The following is a 19,245-nucleotide window of genomic DNA, read 5'->3' on the forward strand; positions in this document are numbered from 1 at the left end:
GGATTCCATGTCCGCGCACAACCTGCCGATCACCGGTGCGATGCAGATCCCTGGCGACGAGGCCACCAAAACCGCGACGACGCACGGCGCGGTCATGACCACCACCGCCGCCAAGGTCATCGGCGTCACCCGCATCCTCGCCGGTCTGGTGTTCCTGTGGGCCTTCGCCGACAAGCTGTTCGGGCTGGGCTACAGCACCACCGCCAAAGCCGCCTGGATCAACGGCGGCTCGCCGACCAAGGGGTTCCTCAGCCACGTCGAGGCCGGGCCGCTGGCCGGCATGTTCCGCGGCTGGGCCGGTGCGCCGTGGGCCGACTGGCTGTTCATGATCGGCCTGCTCGCCATCGGAGTCGCGCTCATCGCCGGCGTCGCGATGCGCATCGCCGCCGGCAGCGGCGCGCTGATGATGGTGTTCATGTGGGCCGCGGAATGGCCGCTGGCACGGTTCACCGAGGCCGGTACGCCGACCGGCTCGACCAACCCCCTGCTGGACTACCACATCGTCTACGCGCTCCTGCTCATCACGCTCGCCGTCGTCTACGCCGGCAACACCTTCGGCTTCGGGCGGTGGTGGGCCAGCCTGCCGCTGGTCAGGAAGAACCCCTGGCTGTTCTGACCGCGGAAAGCCACTCGGCCGCCGGACGCGCATCCGGCGGCCGAGTCGTGGCCGTCAACGCAGGCGCTGGCCGTCCAGTCCCCGTTCACCGGCGAGGAACGCGACCCGATCGGCCACCGCGACGGCATGATCGGCGTACCGCTCGTAGAACCGACCGACCAGAGTGGCCTCCATCGCCACCTCGACGTCCTCGCCCCAGTCGCCGGCCAGCAGCTCGCGGTAGAGGCTGTCCTGCAAGAGGTCCATCTCGTCGTCATCCCGGTCCAGCTCCAGCGCTCGTTCGGCATCGCGAGACTCCAGTACGGCAGCGACCTTGCCGGCCAGTTTGTGTGCCACCTGACTCATCTTCTCGACGGCGTCGCGCAGGCGCGGTGGCATGGCGGTGGGCCGGTCGCGCCGCGCCACCTCGGCGACGTGCCGCGCCAGATCTCCCATCCGCTCCAGGTCACCGCTGATCCGCAGTCCGGCGACCAGCGTTCGCAAATCGATCGCGACCGGCTGCTGGCGAGCCAGCATGTCCAGGATCTGGTCGTCGAGCATGTCGCGCAGAGCGTCGATCTCGGCGTCCTCGGCGATCACCTTGTCGGCCAGTTCCCCGTCGGTGTCGAGCAACGCGGTGCTGGCGCGCCGCATGGCGCGGTCCACCGTACGGGCCATGCCGGCCAGCTCCGCACCGAGTTTGGCCAGTTCCTCGTGATAGGTCGTACGCATCCGCCCGCTCCTTTGCCTGGTCGTACGACGAGCCGGCTGGCCCATCCTCGCCAGTGCAGCCATCTCCGTCCGTCCGCGGCACCGTCATAGGTCGAGCCGCGACCGGGACTTTCGGCCTGTCACAAGGCAACCAGTGCCGTACGGCCCGCCGGCGCGGGGCCGCTCGGCCCTGTCCGCCGGCGTCCGGAGGCGGTGAGCTGGGATCATGACCGTTCCGGACATCCGGTCGGCCTCCGGCCTGACGGCGGCCGAGGTCGCGGCGCGGATGACGACCTGTGGCCCCAACGTCACCGCCGAGCCGCCGCGCCGGCGTGGCCTGGCCAGCGTGGTCAACCAGCTGACCGACCCGCTCAGCCTGCTGCTCATCGCCGCGATGGTGCTGACCGTGGCGCTGCGCGACGTCACCGACCTGATCGTCATCGCTTTGGTCATCGTGCTCAACACGACCGTCGGCACCATCCAGGAGATCCGCGCCGATCACGCCGTCACCGCGCTGCGCAGCCTCGCCGCGCCGGTCGCGCGCGTGCGCAGAGACGGCCTCGACCAGCGCGTCCCCACGCGCGAGGTGGTGCCTGGTGACCTCGTCGCCTTGGAGGCCGGGGACATCGTGCCGGCCGACGTCGACGTCGTGGAAGCCGTACGGTTGCAGGTCAACGAGGCCGCGCTGACCGGCGAGCCGGCGCCGGTGGCGAAGCTGGCCGGCGATGCGGCATCGGCCGGCACCGTCGTGGTCGCCGGCCGCGGCAGGGGCGTCGTCACGCGTACCGGAGCGGCGAGCGCGCTCGGCCGGATCGCCACGCTGGTCGCGACCGAACCCATCCGGCGTACGCCGCTGCAGCGCCGGCTGGCCACGCTGAGCTGGTATCTCGGCGTTGTCGCGGTGACCCTCTCCGGCCTGGTGCTGGTGGCCGGGCTGCTGCGCGGGGAACCGCTGGCCGAGATGGTGATCGCGGCGGTCAGCCTGACCGTCGCCGCCGTGCCGGAGTCGCTGCCGGCGGTCATCACTGTCGCACTCGCCATCGGCGCGCGGCGAATGGCGCGACGCGCGGCGATCGCACGCAGCCTTCCGGCCGTCGAGACGCTTGGCGCGGTCACCGTACTCGCCATGGACAAAACCGGCACCGTGACCGAGGGACGGATGGCGGTCACCGGCTTCGTCACGGCGTCCGGTACGCGCGTGGACATCGCTCCGGCCAGCGACGCCGGCGTGATCCTCGACCGGCTCGCGCTCGACATCCAGCTGTGCAACGACGCGGACCCGTCGCAGGCGATAGGCGATCCGACGGAGGTCGCGCTGGCCACCGCGGCCGAACAGTGCGGTGTCCCGGTCAGCGTCCGCGAGTGGCAGCCACGGATCGCCGAGGTCCCATTCGAGGCGACCAACCGGCGCATGACCACCGTCCACAGTGGACAAAGGGGCCTGCGCGTCGTCTGTAAAGGCGCGCCGGAAAGCGTACTCAGGCCGGAGGTGCTGGTCGACGACCCCACGATCCTGGCCAGTGCGGCGGCGACAGCACACCGGCTGGCCGCGGACGGCTATCGCGTACTCGCCGTCGCCGACCGCGAGCTCCCGGTCGGAACAGTCGATCCGCACAATGCCAAGCTGCGCTTCGCGGGGCTGGTGCTGTTGGTCGATCCGCTGCGGCCGGAAGCGCGGGTCGCTGTCGAATCGTTTCTGACCGCCGGCGTACGGCCAGTGCTGATCACCGGCGACCATCCGGCCACCGCGACCGCGATCGCCGACCAGCTCGGCCTGCCACCGGGGGCCATTGCGACCGGCGGCGGGACCGGGATCGCGCGCGTCTACGCACGTACGCATCCGGAGCAGAAGCTCGACATCGTACGTGCACTCCAGGAACGCGGCGAGATCGTCGCGATGACCGGCGACGGAGTCAACGACGCGCCGGCCCTGCGCCGCGCCGACATTGGCGTGGCCATGGGGAAAACCGGCACAGAGGCCGCGCGGCAGGCGGCCGACCTGGTGCTCGCCGACGACAACCTCGGCACGGTGACGGCCGCCATCGAGGAAGGCCGGCGGATCTATGCCAACGTACGCCGCTTTCTCGGCTTTGGCCTGAGCGGTGGCCTCGCTGAGCTCGCGGTGATGATCGTCGGACCGTTCCTCGGCCTCGGTTTGCCATTGTTGCCGGCGCAAATCCTGTGGATCAACATGCTGACGCACGGCCTGCCCGGCGTCGCGCTCGGCGTCGAACCGGCCGATCCGCAGACCATGCGACAACCGCCGCGACCGGCTGGCGAGGCAATTCTCGCCGCCGGTCTGTGGCGTACGGTGCTGGCCGCCGGCAGCTGCATCGCCGCGATGTCGCTCGTGGCCGCCGTTGTCGCGGCGGCGTGGGCGTGGCCGTGGCAGTCGATCCTTTTTCTCACCCTGTGTTTCGGACAGCTCGGCATCGCCTGGTCGAGCCGCGCACGCGCACATGCCGGCCGGCACCGCTGGCTGGTGGCCGCGATCGGCCTGTCACTCACCCTGCAGCTCGCCGGGATCTACCTGCCACCGCTGCGATTCCTGCTCGGCACGCAGCCGCTCGACCTGACCCAGCTGGGATTCTGCCTCATCGCCGGCATCATCCCCGGATTGCTACACGCACTCCTGGACACGCGCTCCTAGGTCAGGAACTTTTTTTGAGGGTTGCCAGCACATCCGCCTCGTCAACGAGTTGCCGGCCACCCGCCAGAACCGGATGGCGCGCCGCCGGCGGCCGTCAACCGTCGCGCGTCCTCGGGCCATTCTCGATGTCCGTCTCGACCATTGCGCGACAACCGCGGCTCCTGCCGTGGCCCCGAGATCATCGAGACGCCTCAGTGCAGCGAGGCGACGGTGTCCGCGGCGGCGAGATCGCGTTGGCGGTGAGTGACCAGCAGGACGGATTTTCCCGCGGCATTCGCGAAAATGTCGTCCATTACGGCGTCGGCGGTGGCCGGGTCGAGGTGGGCGACCGGCTCGTCCAGCAGCATGATGTCGCGGTCTGCCAGGAAAACGCGAGCCAGGCCGAGACGTTGCCGTTGGCCGCCGGAGATCGCGGCGCCGCCGTCGCCGACCGGAGTGTCCAGGCCGGACGGCAGGGAGTCGACCCAGTCCAGAAGCCGTACGCTCGCAAGCGCGGTCCGCAGCTCGTCATCCGTCGCGTCGGGCCGCGCGAGGAGCAGGTTGGCGCGGACGGTGTTGTCGAACAGATGGCTGTCCGGGCCGCACCAGGCGATGCGAGAACGTACGTCATTTCCGGCCAGCCGCCGGGTGTCGGTGTCGCCGAGGTGCACCGCGCCGGCGGCCGGATCCAGGAACCGCATCAGCGCCGCCACGACGGTGCTCTTTCCGGATCCGCTCGGTCCGGCCAGGGCCGTGACCTGGCCGGGCCGCACCTGCAGTGAGAGGTCGCGTACGGCGTCGGCGGACTGTCGCGGCCAGCGCAGGGCCAGGTGCTGAGCCGACATCGTGTCGGCGGCCGGCAGCAGAGCCGGCGTCGACGGCTCGGCAGCGGCGGAGGGCCGCGCCACCAGTTCGGCGAGTCGTCGCGCGGCCGGCAGCGCCGCCGCCAGGTGTTGCGCCGCGGCTGGCAGCCCGGCGAACATTTCCGCGGCGGCAAGCGGTGTCAGCACCAGGACCGCGAGGTCGACACCGTTGAGATGACCGCCGCGCAACGCGGTGATGCCCACGACCGCGGATGCGATGACCGCCGCTCCGGTTGTCAGAATGCTGAGCAGCGCGCCGATCCCGCGTACGGACGCGGCTCGACCGAGCAACCGCGTGAACGTCGCGTCGAGCCGCCGCACCCGGTCGAGCGTGTCGGAGTGTGCGCCGTAGGCGGTGATGTCCGCGCCGGCCTGCACCAGCTCGACGGTCGCGGCAGACAACGCACCGCGGGCGGAGGCAAGCCGGCGATCGGCCTGGGAGCCGAGGAAAACCGCGATCGACGGCACGAGAAAGACTGCCACGACAACGAAAAGCAGCATGACCACGCCAGCAAGCGGTGACAGCGGGGAAAGACACGCGGCCGCGCCGAGGCCGGTCACGACCGCCGAGGTCAGCGGGACGACGGCCCGTACGACGGCGTCCTGCTGACTGTCCACATCGGACACCACTCGGCTGAGGAGGTCACCGCGACACAGTCGCAGGCCACCGGGGCCGATCCTGAGCAGCTGCCGCCAGATCCGTACGCGCAGGTCGCCAAGCAGCCTCAGCGCCACGTCATGGCTGGCAAGGCGCTCCAGGTAACGGAAAACCGGCCGCGCGAGTCCAAAAGTCCGCACCGCGACGATCGCGACCATCAGCGTCAACACGGGTGGATGCAGCGCGGCCGTGGAAATCAGCCGTCCGGAGGTCGCCATCAGCGCGATTCCAGCGCCGGACGCGACAGCACCGGCGAGCACGGCCAGCAAGAGCCGGCCGGCTCGTGGCCGCAGTGCCGCGACCAGCCACCGTACGCCGCTGGCCTGAGTGTCCACAGTGGACACCGCGGCGACCTCGCTCGCGGTCGCCGGCGCGGCCGGCTTTTCCTTCGGCAGAGGCGATACGATCGTCGGCTCGGCCAGTCGCACCACGCTGTCACAGATGGCCAGCGGCGCCGGCCGGTGCGACACGATCAGGACCGTACGTCCGGCCAACGCCGCCTTCAGGTTGGCCACGACACGTCGCTCGGTCGCAGCGTCGAGTCCTTCGGTCGGCTCGTCGAGCACGACAATCGGCCGGTCGGCGACAAAAGCGCGGGCCAGCGCGACCCGACGCAGCTGGCCGGTCGACAGCCGCGCGCCGAGCTCGCCGGCGTCGGTCGACGGATCCAGGTCCACGCATGCCAGGCGCAACGCCGCGGCGACAGCTTCGTCGGTCGCCGCTGGAGCGCCGAGCCGTACGTTGTCGGCGATCGTGCCGGTGACCAGTCGTGGCCGTTGCGGCAACCAGGCGATCTGTTGCCGCCAGCGGTCAGGATCCAGCGACGCCAACGATTCCTCGCCTACGCGCACCATGCCGTCATCCGGCCGCAGCCATCCCAGCAGCAGGTCGACCACGGTCGACTTGCCGGCACCGCTGGGTCCGGTCAGGCCGATCACCCGACCGGCCGGCAGGGTCAGCGACAGCCGGTCCAGCACCGGTTTTCCGCGAGCGTTCACCGAAACCCGCTCGAACCGGATCGACCGGTTCGGCTCGGCGTCGGCGTCACCGGCCGGCCGCTTCGCCTCCAGGATCGTGAAAATCTCGTCGGCGGCGGCCAAGCCTTCGGCGCTGGCGTGAAACTGCGCACCGACCGCTCGCAGCGGCAGATAGACCTCCGGCGCGAGGATCAACACGAGCAATGCCGTGCGCAGGTCCAGCTGTCCTTGCACCAGCCGCAAGCCGACCGTCACCGCAACCAGCGCCACCGACAGCGTGGCGATGAGTTCCAGCACCAGCGCGGAAAGAAAGGCGATCCGCAGCGTACGCATGGTCGCGGAGCGATAACGATCCGACGCGAGCCGGATCACCTCCGCCTGCCGGCCGGCGCGGCCGTACGCGGCCAACACCGGCAGTCCGGCCAGCACGTCGATGAAATGGTGCGCCAGCCGAGCCAGGCCGCGCCACTGCCGGCGCGCCTGTGCCTGGGTCCGCAGGCCCACCAGAATCATGAAAACCGGCACCAGCGGCACGGTCACCACGACGATCAGCGCCGCCGCCGGATCGGTGAGCAGAATCCAGCCGGTCATCATCGCCGGCACCACCGCCGCGACGAAAAGTTGCGGCAGATACTGCGAAACGTAGGGATCGAGCGCGTCGACACCACGTGTCGCGAGCGTCGCCAACTCGCCCGAGTGCTGGCTCGCCGACCACCGCGGACCGAGCTGGCAAATCCTGGACAGCAGCTGGATGCGCAAGTGAGACCGGATGGCCGCCGACGCGCGATGTGCGGCAAAATCCGCCATCCAGCCCAGCAGCGCGCGGCCGCCGATCACAACGGCGAGCGCGACCAGCAACGGCCAGAGCTGCGCGAGGCCGGCTCCCGCGACGAATCCGCGACTGATCAGCGCCGACAGCAGGCCGGCCTGGCCGATGATCAGCGCACCGGTCGCGATCCCGACGACGGCCGCCACGACGACGAACGTACGCGCCGGCCGTACGCCGCGGACCAGCCGTGGATCCAGCGGTTTCAATGCGCCACACCGGTGGGGATCGAGCCGCGACCCAGCCGCCGCCGGAAGACCCAGTACGTCCACGCCTGATAGGCGAGCACGATCGGAGTGAAGACCACGGCGACCCAGGTCATGATCGTCAGGGTGTACGGCGTGGACGCGGCATTCGTTGTCGTGAGGCTGAAAGCTGGGTTGGTCGTCGACGGCAACACGTCGGGATACAGCGCGGCGAACAATGTCGCGGTCGCGAGCACGATCGTCACGGCCGTGCCGGCGAAGGCCAGCCCTTCATGCTTGAGCCGGTTGGCGATCAGACCGCCGACCAGCGCCAACGCAGCGGCCAACGCCAACACGCCGGTCACCACCGTCCCGTGCGCCAACTGTGTCCAAGCCAAAAACGCCGCCGCGACGACCACCGTCACCATCCCGACCTGCCACGCCAGCCTGTTCGCTCGCGTCCGGATCCCGCCGGTCGTCCGCAACGCCAGGAAAACCGCGCCATGTAAGACAAACAGGCTCAGGGTGGTCAGGCCGGCGAGCAGTGCGTACGGATTCAACAAGGTGAAGAACGTGCCGGTGTAGTGGCCGGCCCGGTCGAGCGGCACGCCCTGCACGATGTTCCCGAAGGCCACACCCCACAGCAGCGCCGGGACCAGTGAGCCGACGCAGATCGCCGTGTCCCAGGCCGTACGCCATCGCGCGCCGGCCATTTTGCCGCGAAACTCGAAAGCCACCCCGCGCGCGATCAGCGCCACCAGGATCACCAGCAACGCCAGGTAGAACCCGGAAAACAGGCTCGCATACCACAACGGAAACGCGGCGAAGGTCGCACCGCCGGCGACCAGCAGCCACACCTCGTTGCCGTCCCACACAGGTCCGATGGTGTTGATCATGACGCGCCGGTCGGTCTCGTCCCGACCGAGCACCGGCAGCAATACGCCGACACCGAAGTCGAAGCCTTCCAGGACGAAGTATCCCGTCCACAGCACCGCGATCAGGACGAACCAGATATCAGTCAACTGCACCGCCACTCACTCCCTCGTCTTGTCGTCAGTACGCGAATGTCAGCGGCTTGTCGGGATCGGTCGACTCGACCGGTTCGAGCTCCGGCGCACCTGCCCTCGCGTAGCGGATCATCAACACCAGATCCACCGCGGCGAGTGCGCCGTAAAGGACGGTGAACACGATCATCGAGGTCAGGACATATCCCGCACCGACGGTCGGCGACACACCGTTGGCGGTGGCCATCACGCCATACACGACCCACGGTTGGCGACCCATTTCGGTGAAGATCCAGCCGAAGGAGTTTGCCAGCAATGGCAACGCAAACGACCAGACGGCGACCGCATAGAACCATTTGCTCGACGGCGTACGGCCGCGCCGGAACAGCCACAGTCCGATGATCGACAACAGCATCACCAGCAGGCCGAAGCCGATCATCAGCCGGAACGACCAGTACGAGACCGGGATGTTGGGCTTGTAGTCGCCTGGGCCGTAGGCCGCGGCTTCGGCGCGTTGCACGTCGTTGATGCCTTCGACCCTGCCGTCGAAGGATCCGGTGGCCATGAACGACAGCACGCGCGGCACGCGCACACTGAAGATCTCCCTGCTTCCGTCGAGACTTCCGATGGTGAACAGCGAGAACGACGCCGGCGTCACCGTGTCGTACAGTGCCTCGGCGGCCGCCATCTTCATCGGCTGCTGCTGGGTCATGACGCGTGCCTGCAGGTCTCCGCTGACGACCACGCCGATGCTGGCGATCAGCACCGTCACGAGCGCCATTTTCATGGACGGTCGGAAAACCTCGATTTGCCTGCGCCGCGCGAGCTGCCAGCCGCTGATCGCCAGCAGGAACACGCCGGCGGTGACGAAGGCCGCGGTGATCGTGTGCGGGAACGTCGCCAGCACGGTCGAGTTGGTCAGTACGGCACCGAAATCCTTCAGCTCGGCACGACCGGCGGCCGTGTTGACGGCATAGCCGACCGGATGCTGCATCCAGGAGTTGGCGGCCAGGATGAAATACGCCGACAACATCGTGCCGACCGAGGCCAGCCAGATCGTCGCGAGATGGACTTTCTTCGACAACCGGTCCCAGCCGAAAATCCACAACCCGAGAAACGTCGACTCCAGGAAGAAGGCCAGCAAACCCTCGATCGCCAGTGGCGCTCCGAAAATGTCGCCGACGAACCGGCTGTAGTCGCTCCAGTTCATGCCGAACTGAAACTCCTGCACGATGCCGGTCACCACCCCCATCGCGAAGTTGATGAGGAACAGCTTCCCCCAGAACTTCGTCATCCGCAGGTAGTGCTCTTTTCCCGTGACGACCCAGCCGGTCTGCATGATGGCCACCAGCATCGACAGGCCGATCGTCAACGGTACGAACAGAAAGTGGTAGACGGTCGTGATGCCGAACTGCCATCGCGCCAGGTCCAATGCGTCCATCAGCCACACTCCGAGAGAAGGGGAACGCCATCAATTAAGCCGGCGCGGGGAATCCGACCAAAGGGACTTAGGTCCTCGCGACGACCGGCGTACGGCCCGTCCTGCGATCAACGCTCCGGCAGCTCGGCGGCGATGTCCCTCAGCAGGCCTTCGGCGTTGCGAAGGCCGTCCGGCACGCATCGGCAGTCCGGGCCGTGGCTGCTCCGGTGCAGCGCGACCAGATACTCCAAGGCGAGCATGTTCACCCGATAGTCGTGCTCGGCCTTGATCCGGTCGGTGTCGGCCTGCCGGTTCTGGCTGAGCAGGATCAGCGGCGCCGCATACGCCGCCTGGGTGGAAAACAGGAGGTTCAGCAGAATGAACGGATACGGATCCCAGTGCCACAGGAATCCGGCCGCGTTCAAGGCGATCCAGCAGGTCACCACGACGGACTGCGCGACGATGAACGACCACGAACCGAAGATGGCGGTGACCCGGTCGGCGATCCGCTCGCCGACCGTACGGTTGTCGTGACGGCGCCGGTTCGCCGGATGCAGATGCCGCGTGGTGTGCCGCCGGGTGGTTTTACGTCGCGGCGCCGCGATCGTCATCGGTAGGGCCAAACCCATTCGACGACCCGCGGGTCGTCCACCCCGTGTTTCCTGGTGTGGTCACGACATTCTCGTCGGCGGCGCAGCATCTCCTCGCGTACGTCCGGGTAGCCGCTGGCCAGGCACGGCACCCTGTCGATCACGTCGGCGACCAACCGGAAACGGTCCAGGTCGTTGAGCATGACCATGTCGAACGGCGTGGTCGTCGTGCCTTTTTCCTTGTAGCCGCGGACATGGAAGTTGTCGTGGTTGTGCCGCCGGTAGGTCAGCTCGTGGATGAGCCACGGATATCCGTGGTAGGCGAACAGGACCGGCCGGTCGGTGGTGAACAGCGCGTCGAAATCCTCGTCGGACAGCCCGCGGTCGTCATCCCGGCGGTCACGGAGCTGCGTCAGGTCGACGACGTTCACGACCCGCACCTTCAGGTCCGGTATGTGCTCGCGCAGCAACGCCGCCGCGGCCAATGTCTCCAGCGTCGGCACATCCCCCGCGCAGGCCAACACCACGTCCGGCTGGCGGCCGCGGGCCGTGCCGGCCCACGTCCAGTCACCGATGCCATGGCGACAGTGCTCGACGGCCTCACTCATGGTCAGCCACTGCGGCGCCGGTTGTTTCCCTGCTACGACAACGTTTACCAGGTCTCTGCTCCGCATGCAGTGATCCATCGTCAACAACAGTGTGTTGGCATCCGGTGGCAGGTAGACACGTACGACCGCCGGCGACTTCGTCAGCACGTGATCGATGAAACCCGGGTCCTGGTGCGAAAATCCGTTGTGGTCCTGCCGCCACACGTGTGATGTCAACAGGTAGTTCAACGAGGCGACCGGGCCACGCCAGCCGATGTCCCTGCTGGTCTCCAGCCATTTGGCGTGCTGGTTGAACATCGAGTCGATGATGTGCGCGAACGCCTCGTAGCAGTTGAACAGGCCGTGCCGGCCGGACAGCAGATAACCTTCCAGCCAGCCCTGGCAAAGATGCTCGGACAACACCTCCAGGACGCGACCACCGGGACCGAGATGGTCGTCACTGGCCTGCCGCTCGGCGAACCACGCGCGGTGGGTCACCTCGAAAACCGCCTGCAACCGGTTGGAAGCCGTCTCGTCCGGCCCGAAGATCCGGAAGTTGTGTGGATTGGCGCGCACGACCTCCCGCAGCCAACCACCCAACACCGCCGTCGCACTGGCGTCGTCACGCGGATCGACGGCATGCGCGAACACCTCGGGAAGCACCAGCTCCTCGCGTACGCCGGCCATCGCCACCGGCGAGGCACTCATCCGCAGCTGGCCGTCCGGCGCCGCCGCCAGCACCTCCGGCACCGGCGCGCCGACGCGGTCGAACAGGTCGTCGGGCTGGTAGGAACGCAGCCAGTCCTCCAGCATCGCCAAATGCTCGGGATTGGTCCGCACCTCGGTCAGCGGCACCTGATGCGAGCGCCACGACCCTTCGGTACGCCGACCGTCCACAATGGACGGCCCGGTCCATCCTTTCGGCGTACGCAACACCAACAGCGGCCAGTGCGCGCGAGGGAAACGTCCCCGCTTCGCCTCCGCGCGGATCTGCCCGATCTCCTCGAATATCGAGTCGAGCTCAAGCGCCATCTGGGCATGGACGTCGACGTGCGGCTCATCGGCGTAGGCGGTGACGAAATGCGGATGATAGCCATAGCCGGTCAGCAGCGACCGCAGCTCCGGCTCGGGGATCCGCGCCAGCACGGTCGGGCTCGCGATCTTGTAGCCGTTCAGGTGCAGGATCGGCAACACCGTGCCGTCGCGCACCGGATCGAGGAACTTGTTCCCCTGCCACGATGCCGCCAACGGCCCGGTCTCGGCCTCGCCGTCGCCGACGACGCACGCGACCACCAGGCCGGGGTCGTCGAACGCCGCGCCGTACGCGTGCGCCAGCGAGTATCCGAGCTCACCGCCTTCGTGCAGCGAACCAGGCACCTGCGGCGAGACATGACTGGGAACCCCGCCGGGGAAGGAAAACTGGCGGAACAGCCGGAGCATTCCGTTCTCGTCCAGGGAAACTTCGGGATGCAGCTGCGAGTACGTCCCTTCCAGCCAGGCAGCCGCCAGTGCGGCTGGACCGCCGTGGCCCGGTCCGATCACGGTGAGCATGCGCTGTCGCCGCTGCCGGATCAGCCGGTTGAGATGAGCCCAGACAAACGTCAGACCGGGCGTCGTCCCCCAGTGACCGAGCAACCGGGGCTTGGTGTGTTCCGGTCGCAACGACCGGCGCAGCAGCGGGTTGTCGAGCAGGTAGATCTGGCCGACGGCCAGATAGTTGGCCGCTCTCCACCACGCGTCCACCCGGCTGAGCTCGCCGCTGGCCGGCGACAGGCGAGCACTCGCGGCGGTCACGACCGCCTCCGACGTCGACTCACGGCACCGGCCTCCAAATCGCGATGTGATGTCCTGCCATCACTCTCGCCGAGCCGCTGTTGCCGCAACGGGGCCAAAAGTCCCCGCCTGCGTGGCAGGAGGTCCCCAGCTATCGGGATCCGCGGATCGTGGCCGTCCAGGTCAGGACGGTGCCGCGGTCCGCGCCGGGCTCGACCCGGAACGCACCGTTCCAGCGTTCGGCGCGGCGAGCCATGTTCGCCAGGCCGCTCGTACGCGGCGGCGGTTGCCCGATCCCGACACCGTTGTCGGTCACGACCAGGGTGAGCGTACGGCCGGCATTGTCGGCGGTGACCTCGACCGCGACGGCGGAGGCGTTCGCGTGCCGTACGACATTGGTCAGCGCCTCGCGGATCGTCGCCAGCAGGTCGGCGGCCAGCTCCGGCGACACCAGCGCGTCCACCGCCCCGCTCAGGACCACCCGCGGCTCACAGCTGAGCCCAGCGGCGACATCGTGCACGACCGCCACCACGTCTGCCCGTACCCTCGGCTGCTCCTCCGGCTGCTGCAACGAGAAGATGCTGCGCCGCAGGTCACGGATCGTCTCGTCGAGATCCCCGACATAACCGGAGACTCGCTCACCGATCTCCGGCCGAACCATCCTGACCAGGCCCTCCATCCCCAGCCCCACCGCGAAAAGCCGCTGGATCACCACGTCGTGCAGGTCACGCGCGATGCGGCCACGGTCCTCGAAGACGGCCAGCCGCCGCTGATCCTCCTGAGCGCGGGAAAACTCCAACGCCAACGCGACCTGCGACGCGAAACCCTGCAGCAGCTCCACGTACGCGCCGGACGGCAGCCGCGTCCCCGCCTGATGAGCGATGAGCAGCACCCCGAGGACGACATCGCCGGCCGTCAGGGGCACCAGCACCATCGGCCCCATGTCCGCCAGCTCGGCCGGCAGCTCGACCTCGCGCCCCAGCCAGACCGGACTGTTGCGACCTGACTCACCAAGCACCTGCGGCCGACCGGAGCGGAAAACCTCATACGTCGCGGCCGCCTCCTCGGGCAGCTGCTGACCGGCCAACGAACCGGACGTGTCACCGGCGGCGATCCGCACCGCCAGGCTCCCGTCCACCTCGTCCGGCAGGACCAGGCAGACCAGTGGCGACCTGGCCACCGCGCGGGCTCGCTCGGCCACCGAAACCAACGCCTGCGACGCTGTCTCACCGGTCAGCATCGCCGCGGTCAGCTCGTTGGAGGCCCGCAGCCAGATCTCACTGTTGCTCGTACGCTCGAACAGCCGCGCGTTCTCAATCGCGATGCCGGCCGCCGCCGCCAACGCCACCAACAGGTCCTCGTCCTGGACCGTGAAATCGCCACCGCCGCGTTTCTCGGCCAGATAGAGGTTGCCGAACACCACGCCGCGTACGCGGATCGGAACACCCAGAAAGGACCGCATCGGCGGATGATTGGCCGGAAAACCGAAAGACTCCGGATGCTCACGCAGGTCATGCAACCGCAACGGCGTGGGATGCTCGATCAGCGTACCGAGAATCCCTTTCCCAGTCGGCAGATCACCGATCAGCTTGCGCCGTTCGACGTCGATCCCCACGGTGATGAACTCGGCCAGATTGCGGTCGTCCCCGATCACGCCCAGTGCGCCGTACTTGGCGTCCACCAACTCACACGACGACTCCACGATGCGGCGCAACACATCGGGAAGGCTCAAATCGCTCGCCACACCGACAACGGCATCGAGCAACCGGTGCACACGGCTCTCCGACTGCATGACCGCCGAGGCTCGATCGATCAGCTCACGCAGCAGCGTGTCCAGCCGCAACCGGCTCAGATCCGGGATGACACGGTCGCTCTCCGGCGGCAAGCCATCCCGTTCGGAGGTCATCGCCAGCCACTCCTATTCGTCATCACCAGCCAGACCCGGGACCAGCCGCCGACCGGTCACCTTCTCGGTCGTCACTCGGATGAAGCAGCCGGTCGCCGGGCTCCACGACATCTCGGTGTCTCGCAGCATACGCAGATCGATCTCGTCCACGACCTCGTTGGCGTGTCCGACCACCACGACACTCCAGCCCGTCGCGCGTTCCGCGTCGATCTCGTCGACCTCGAAGGCGACGACGGCGTTGCGCGACGCCGCGGCCAACCGGCTGTCCACCGCCGTACGAAAGACGATCGCGTCGTCGTAGACGACAAATCCCACTGGCTGAACCGCAGGCAACGCGTGATCGGTGAAGACGATCCGACCGACCGGCACCGACCGCAACAACGCCATGCACTCGGCCCTATCCAGCACTTCCAACCTTTTCGGGTCGAGCACCCGCCTCGCTCCTTCTGTCACGGCGATCCGGTCAGCAGAGTCTCGGACAGCACGATCCCGACAGCCAGGGACGAAGGTCCCGAAGATCACCATGACAATTCCCACCGTCTGACGGCGACGCGACTTCGTTGCCACCACCATCCGCCAACCCCATCACGGACGACAGAGCACGTGGTCCCACGACACCGGGACCCACGTCCCGACCGACACGTGCGCAGCGATGTCCGTCTCGGCCTGCCGGCGCCAACGCGTTCTGTCATGCTATGTGGTGACGGGTAGCGATACGACAAGGTATGCGCGGCGCGTGTTTGCAACGGCCCGGTCGCGGAGGATCGCGACGACCGCCCGCTCGCCGCCGGTACGCGACCGTGATCCTTGTCATGGGGCACCTACCATGTCCGCGGTCAATGAAGCGACCAACTCCGCGGCAGGAGTCGGGCCGCCGCAACGTGTCAGAGGTCGTTCCCCGCGTACGAGAGGTTGAAACTCTTGTTGGTCAACGGAAAGTCCGGGACGATCGTGTCGGTCAGCGCGACCGGCAGCGCCGGCCAGTTGAAGAAGCTCGGGTCGACGATCTTGACCCGGGTCAGCGTCCCTTCCTCGTCGAGTTCGACGCGGTGCACGATGGTGCCGCGCCAACCCTCCACGATTCCGACTCCTGACCGTGCCGGCCGATCGGCGCGATCCAGGTCTGGAGGTTGTTCGTCCAGCAGTTGCCCGATGTAGTCGATGGAGGCGCTGATTTCCTCGGCGCGTACGGTAAAACGGGCCAGCACGTCACCACCGGTCTGGGTGTGCGTCGCCGGCCGGAATTCCAGGCCGGCTACGGGATGGTCGCGACGAGCGTCGACGGCCAGGCCGCTGGCCCGCGCGACATAGCCGAGCGCGCCGAGGTCGGCCGCCTGCTGGCCGGTCAGTACGGCGGTGCCGGCGAGCCGGTCACGTACGACGCTGTGACCGAGCGCCAGGTCGACGACCTCGGCGACATCGGCGCCGATGGCCCGCAGGACGGCGACGTCCGGCGATTGCTGGACGGTGGCGCCGCCGGGATGGATCGCGCCGCGCAGCAGCCGGTGACCGGTGACGGTGTCGTTGAGCCGCAACAGTTGTTCGCGGATCCGCCCGGCGTGTGCGTTGAGAATGCCGTGGCCGGTGTCGTTGCAGATGGCGCCGATGTCGGTGACGTGGTTGTAAATGCGTTCCAGTTCCAGCAGGATCGCGCGGGTCCGCCGATGCGCCACCGGCACCGGGATGCCTTGCGCGTCCTCGACGGCCAGGCAGTACGCCAGCGTGTGGCCGACCGAGGTGTCGCCGCTGACCCGTTCGGCGATCTCGATGCCGTGCTCGGGCCGGCGGCCGTGGAACAGTTTCTCCAGTCCTTTGTGGACGAACCAGAGCCGGGCCTTGAGGTTGAGAATGGTTTCGCCGACGACGGAGAACCGGAAATGACCCGGCTCGATCAACCCGGCATGCACCGGACCGACCGGAATTTCGTAGACACCGGGGCCTTCCACCGTCCGGAACGGGTACGGACCGTCCTGGTCGCCGAATTCCGGTGGCTCGCCGGCGTCGGCCAGCATCGGATGCCAATTGGTCGGCCAATGGAAATGTCGCACCAACCGCTGCGGAAGCGGGTGGTTGTCCGGGACGATCCCGTAGAGGTCGTGCATCTCCCGCTCGAACCGGCCGGCCGGAAACGACAGCGCGGCCAGGCTTGGCAGGTGCGGGTGCGTACGGTCCAGCCGTACGTGCAATTCGACCCGCCGATCCCCCGCGGCCGCGGTGAACAGGTAAACCGCGCGCAGGCCGAACGGACCGTCGTCGTGGCCGGCGATCAAGGCGACCCGGAATCCGCCGGCCAGCAGCTCGCCGGCCGTCCCGACCAGGTCGTCCGGCCGGATTTCCTGCGATACAAGGCGAGTCACCCGGTGCCCCCGGCGACCGTGGCGGCCAGCCGCAGCAGCGATCCGAGCGGTCCGGCGGCGATGCCGAGTGCCGCGCAAGCGAGCAGGCCGGCGACCAGCGGGACGGCCGTACCAGCCGGTGTCCGTACGGGTAGGGTCGCCGCGCCGGGACCGGCCGGTGCGGCGCCGAGCAGCATTCGGCCGGTGTGAGCGAAAAGCGCCGCGGCGATGACGAGTACGAGCACCAAGGCGATGGCGATCGGTACGGCCAGGCCGCTGCCGAATCCGGCCCGTACGATGCCGAGCTCGCTGGCGAACAGGCTGAACGGCGGGAACCCGACCAGTGCCAGCACGCCGAGCCCGACGCAACCGGCGACCAGCGGTTGCCGGGCCGCCAATGCTCGTACGCGGTCAACCAGGCTGGTGCCGGTCGACTGCAGAATGTGGCCGGAGGCAAGGAAAAGTACCGACTTGGCCAGCCCGTGTCCGAGAATGTGCAGCAGTACGGCGGCCAACGCGAGCTGGCTGCCGGCCGCCGCGCCGAGCGCGAGGATCGCCAGGTGTTCGATGCTGGAATAGGCCAGCATCCGCTTGTAATCCCGCTGTGCGAGCAAAAGCGACGCGGCGACGGCGAGCGTCAGCAGCGCGATGACCACCAGCAGCGTACGGGTGAACGCGACGCCGAGTGCGCCGTCGGCGACGACTTTTACCCGCAGAATCGCGTAAAAAGCGACCGACAGCAGGACGCCGGACATCAACGCGGACACCGGTGCCGGCGCCTGGCTGTGCGCGTCCGGAAGCCAGGCGTGCAGCGGCACCAACCCGGCTTTGGTGCCAAAACCCACGATCAGCAACGCAGCCGCGATCCGTGTCACCCCCGGATCCAGCGAATGCGCACTGCTGGCGAGCCCGACCCAGTCCAGTCCGGCCGGATGACCGGTGTGCCCAGAGGCGTAATTGAGCAGGATAATTCCCAGCAACGCCAAGCCAATGCCGACCGAGCAGATCACCACGTATTTCCACGCGGCTTCGACCGCGGCCCGACTTCGCCGCTGTCCCACCAGAAACGCGGTCACGATGGTGGTCGCCTCGATCGCCACCCACAGCATGCCGAGGCTGGCCGCCACCACCGCCAGCGCCATCGCGGCCAGAAATGCCTGCACCAGCAACGAATGCCGGCTGGCCGTACGGGCCGTGGCACGTCCGGCGGCGATCTCGGCTCGCAGCCAGGCCGGGCTGGCCGCGGTGGCCAGCAGCGCGACCGCGCCGATCACGATCAGCATGTGCGCGCTCAACGCGTCCACCCGCAGCAACCCCGCTACCGCCATCCGCGGGCCGGTCCGAGCGACCAGCACAGCGGCCGCGATTCCGGTCGCCAGCATGCCGGCCGCGGCGACGGCGCCGACCGGCGCGGTGCACCGGCGCCACCCCGCCGCGGCGTACGTCAGGCACCCCAGCAGCGGAAAGGCGAGATACAGCAGGCTGATCATCAGTCGTGCAGCTCCCGCAACTCGTCCAGATCGGTATCGCCGAAGGTGTCCCGCATCCGGGTCGCCAGGATCTGCAGGACCAGCACGGCCATCAGTACGTCCAGCGAGACGCCCAGCTCCACCAGCAGCGGCACGCCGCTGGTGGTGAGGAACCCGATCGCGGTGATTCCGTTGTCCATCAACAGAAAGCCGACCAGCTGCGACAGCGCGCGACGGCGGGTCACCAGGACGAAGAACCCGATCAGCGCGACGGTCAGCCCGACCGGAGCGGCGCGGGTGGCAGGCGACGGCGCCAACGCGACCAGCGGCTGCGACACCGCGTACGCGATCATCGTCAGCACCGCCGCGGCCAACAGCGAGGCGGCCACGTTGACCAGCGGCCGGGTCTCGCGCGCGGCCCTGTCGCGGTTGCTGTCACCGGTGACCAGCGCGCGGCGGAGCAACCACGGCAGCACGCCGGCGCGCAGAATCAGCAGGCCAGCGGCCAAAAGTCCGAGCTCCAGCGAGCGCTGCCGGCCGGCCAGAACGGCGACGACGCCGGCCAGCGCGACGCCTTGCGCGGCGAACACCCGGATGATCACCGGCAGCTCGCGGCGCCAGAGCACCAGCACCGCGGTCAGCAACAACCCGCCGCAGGCCAGGTCGAGCAGCTGCACGTACAGCGCGTCGCTCACCGCGCGCTCCTCCTCAGGATC

At 68.4% G+C, this 19,245-nt stretch carries 13 protein-coding genes; 2 read left to right on the top strand and 11 right to left on the bottom strand.

All coding sequences use genetic code 11. The features are described from left to right. The first annotated feature begins 7 nt into the window (after nucleotides 1–7). A complete protein-coding gene (locus GNX95_RS12225; protein ID WP_163507208.1) occupies nucleotides 8–616 on the top strand; it encodes a DoxX family membrane protein in 609 nt (202 codons plus the stop codon). 54 nt (nucleotides 617–670) lie between these two features. On the opposite strand, the gene phoU is transcribed toward GNX95_RS12225, so the two are convergent. Next, nucleotides 671–1,327 carry a phosphate signaling complex protein PhoU gene (gene phoU, locus GNX95_RS12230; RefSeq protein WP_163507209.1) on the bottom strand — a complete coding sequence of 219 codons (657 nt, stop codon included), beginning with the start codon at nucleotides 1,325–1,327 and terminating at the stop codon, nucleotides 671–673. A gap of 205 nt (nucleotides 1,328–1,532) precedes the next feature. Here phoU and GNX95_RS12235 point away from each other — a divergent pair, with 205 nt between their 5' ends. Further along, nucleotides 1,533–3,956, top strand: a complete 2,424-nt coding sequence (locus tag GNX95_RS12235) for a cation-translocating P-type ATPase (RefSeq protein WP_163507210.1) — start codon at nucleotides 1,533–1,535, stop codon at nucleotides 3,954–3,956. A 191-nt stretch (nucleotides 3,957–4,147) separates the two neighbouring features. Here GNX95_RS12235 and cydD read toward each other — a convergent pair whose 3' ends face one another. From cydD to GNX95_RS12285, 10 genes are all read right to left on the bottom strand, one after another. Next, nucleotides 4,148–7,468 (bottom strand): thiol reductant ABC exporter subunit CydD, encoded by a 3,321-nt coding sequence (gene cydD / locus GNX95_RS12240; RefSeq protein ID WP_163507211.1) that lies wholly within the window; start codon nucleotides 7,466–7,468, stop codon nucleotides 4,148–4,150. Next, entirely contained in the window at nucleotides 7,465–8,472 is a 1,008-nt protein-coding gene (gene cydB, locus GNX95_RS12245) for a cytochrome d ubiquinol oxidase subunit II (protein WP_163507212.1), read from the bottom strand. Before cydB ends, cydD begins: the two co-directional genes overlap by 4 nt. 25 nt (nucleotides 8,473–8,497) lie before the next feature. Next, nucleotides 8,498–9,889: a cytochrome ubiquinol oxidase subunit I gene (locus GNX95_RS12250; protein WP_163507213.1), complete on the bottom strand. Its 1,392-nt coding sequence runs from the start codon at nucleotides 9,887–9,889 to the stop codon at nucleotides 8,498–8,500. Nucleotides 9,890–9,996: 107 nt separating this feature from the next. Further along, nucleotides 9,997–10,479, bottom strand: a complete 483-nt coding sequence (locus GNX95_RS12255) for a DUF1003 domain-containing protein (RefSeq protein ID WP_222853534.1) — start codon at nucleotides 10,477–10,479, stop codon at nucleotides 9,997–9,999. Next, nucleotides 10,476–12,839 carry a phosphoketolase family protein gene (locus tag GNX95_RS12260; protein ID WP_163507215.1) on the bottom strand — a complete coding sequence of 788 codons (2,364 nt, stop codon included), beginning with the start codon at nucleotides 12,837–12,839 and terminating at the stop codon, nucleotides 10,476–10,478. The genes GNX95_RS12255 and GNX95_RS12260 overlap by 4 nt, the downstream gene beginning before the upstream one ends. 130 nt (nucleotides 12,840–12,969) lie before the next feature. Further along, entirely contained in the window at nucleotides 12,970–14,724 is a 1,755-nt protein-coding gene (locus GNX95_RS12265; RefSeq protein WP_163507216.1) for a GAF domain-containing sensor histidine kinase, read from the bottom strand. Between the two features lie 12 nt (nucleotides 14,725–14,736). Then, complete coding sequence (locus tag GNX95_RS12270) at nucleotides 14,737–15,156, bottom strand: pyridoxamine 5'-phosphate oxidase family protein (protein ID WP_246281577.1); 420 nt, start codon at nucleotides 15,154–15,156, stop codon at nucleotides 14,737–14,739. A gap of 452 nt (nucleotides 15,157–15,608) precedes the next feature. Further along, nucleotides 15,609–17,081: a hydrogenase large subunit gene (locus GNX95_RS12275; RefSeq protein WP_163507218.1), complete on the bottom strand. Its 1,473-nt coding sequence runs from the start codon at nucleotides 17,079–17,081 to the stop codon at nucleotides 15,609–15,611. After that, the gene (locus GNX95_RS12280; protein ID WP_163507219.1) at nucleotides 17,078–18,550 is read right to left on the bottom strand and encodes a proton-conducting transporter transmembrane domain-containing protein; all 1,473 of its coding nucleotides are present in this window, start codon (nucleotides 18,548–18,550) and stop codon (nucleotides 17,078–17,080) included. Before GNX95_RS12280 ends, GNX95_RS12275 begins: the two co-directional genes overlap by 4 nt. Then, entirely contained in the window at nucleotides 18,550–19,224 is a 675-nt protein-coding gene (locus GNX95_RS12285) for a hypothetical protein (protein WP_163507220.1), read from the bottom strand. The genes GNX95_RS12280 and GNX95_RS12285 overlap by 1 nt, the downstream gene beginning before the upstream one ends. Nucleotides 19,225–19,245 lie beyond the last annotated feature (21 nt).

Origin of the sequence: Fodinicola acaciae, assembly GCF_010993745.1 — a bacterium.
Classification (GTDB): Bacteria; Actinomycetota; Actinomycetes; order Mycobacteriales; family HKI-0501; genus Fodinicola; species Fodinicola acaciae.

What these genes read in the sequence shown, in the direction of transcription:
- GNX95_RS12280 (WP_163507219.1), bottom strand. Translation starts at nt 18,550, where the DNA reads ATGATCAGCCTGCTGTATCTCGCCTTTCCGCTGCTGGGGTGCCTGACG.
- GNX95_RS12265 (WP_163507216.1), bottom strand. Translation starts at nt 14,724, where the DNA reads ATGACCTCCGAACGGGATGGCTTGCCGCCGGAGAGCGACCGTGTCATC.
- GNX95_RS12250 (WP_163507213.1), bottom strand. Translation starts at nt 9,889, where the DNA reads ATGGACGCATTGGACCTGGCGCGATGGCAGTTCGGCATCACGACCGTC.
- phoU (WP_163507209.1), bottom strand. Translation starts at nt 1,327, where the DNA reads ATGCGTACGACCTATCACGAGGAACTGGCCAAACTCGGTGCGGAGCTG.
- GNX95_RS12255 (WP_222853534.1), bottom strand. Translation starts at nt 10,479, where the DNA reads ATGACGATCGCGGCGCCGCGACGTAAAACCACCCGGCGGCACACCACG.
- GNX95_RS12235 (WP_163507210.1), top strand. Translation starts at nt 1,533, where the DNA reads ATGACCGTTCCGGACATCCGGTCGGCCTCCGGCCTGACGGCGGCCGAG.
- GNX95_RS12225 (WP_163507208.1), top strand. Translation starts at nt 8, where the DNA reads ATGTCCGCGCACAACCTGCCGATCACCGGTGCGATGCAGATCCCTGGC.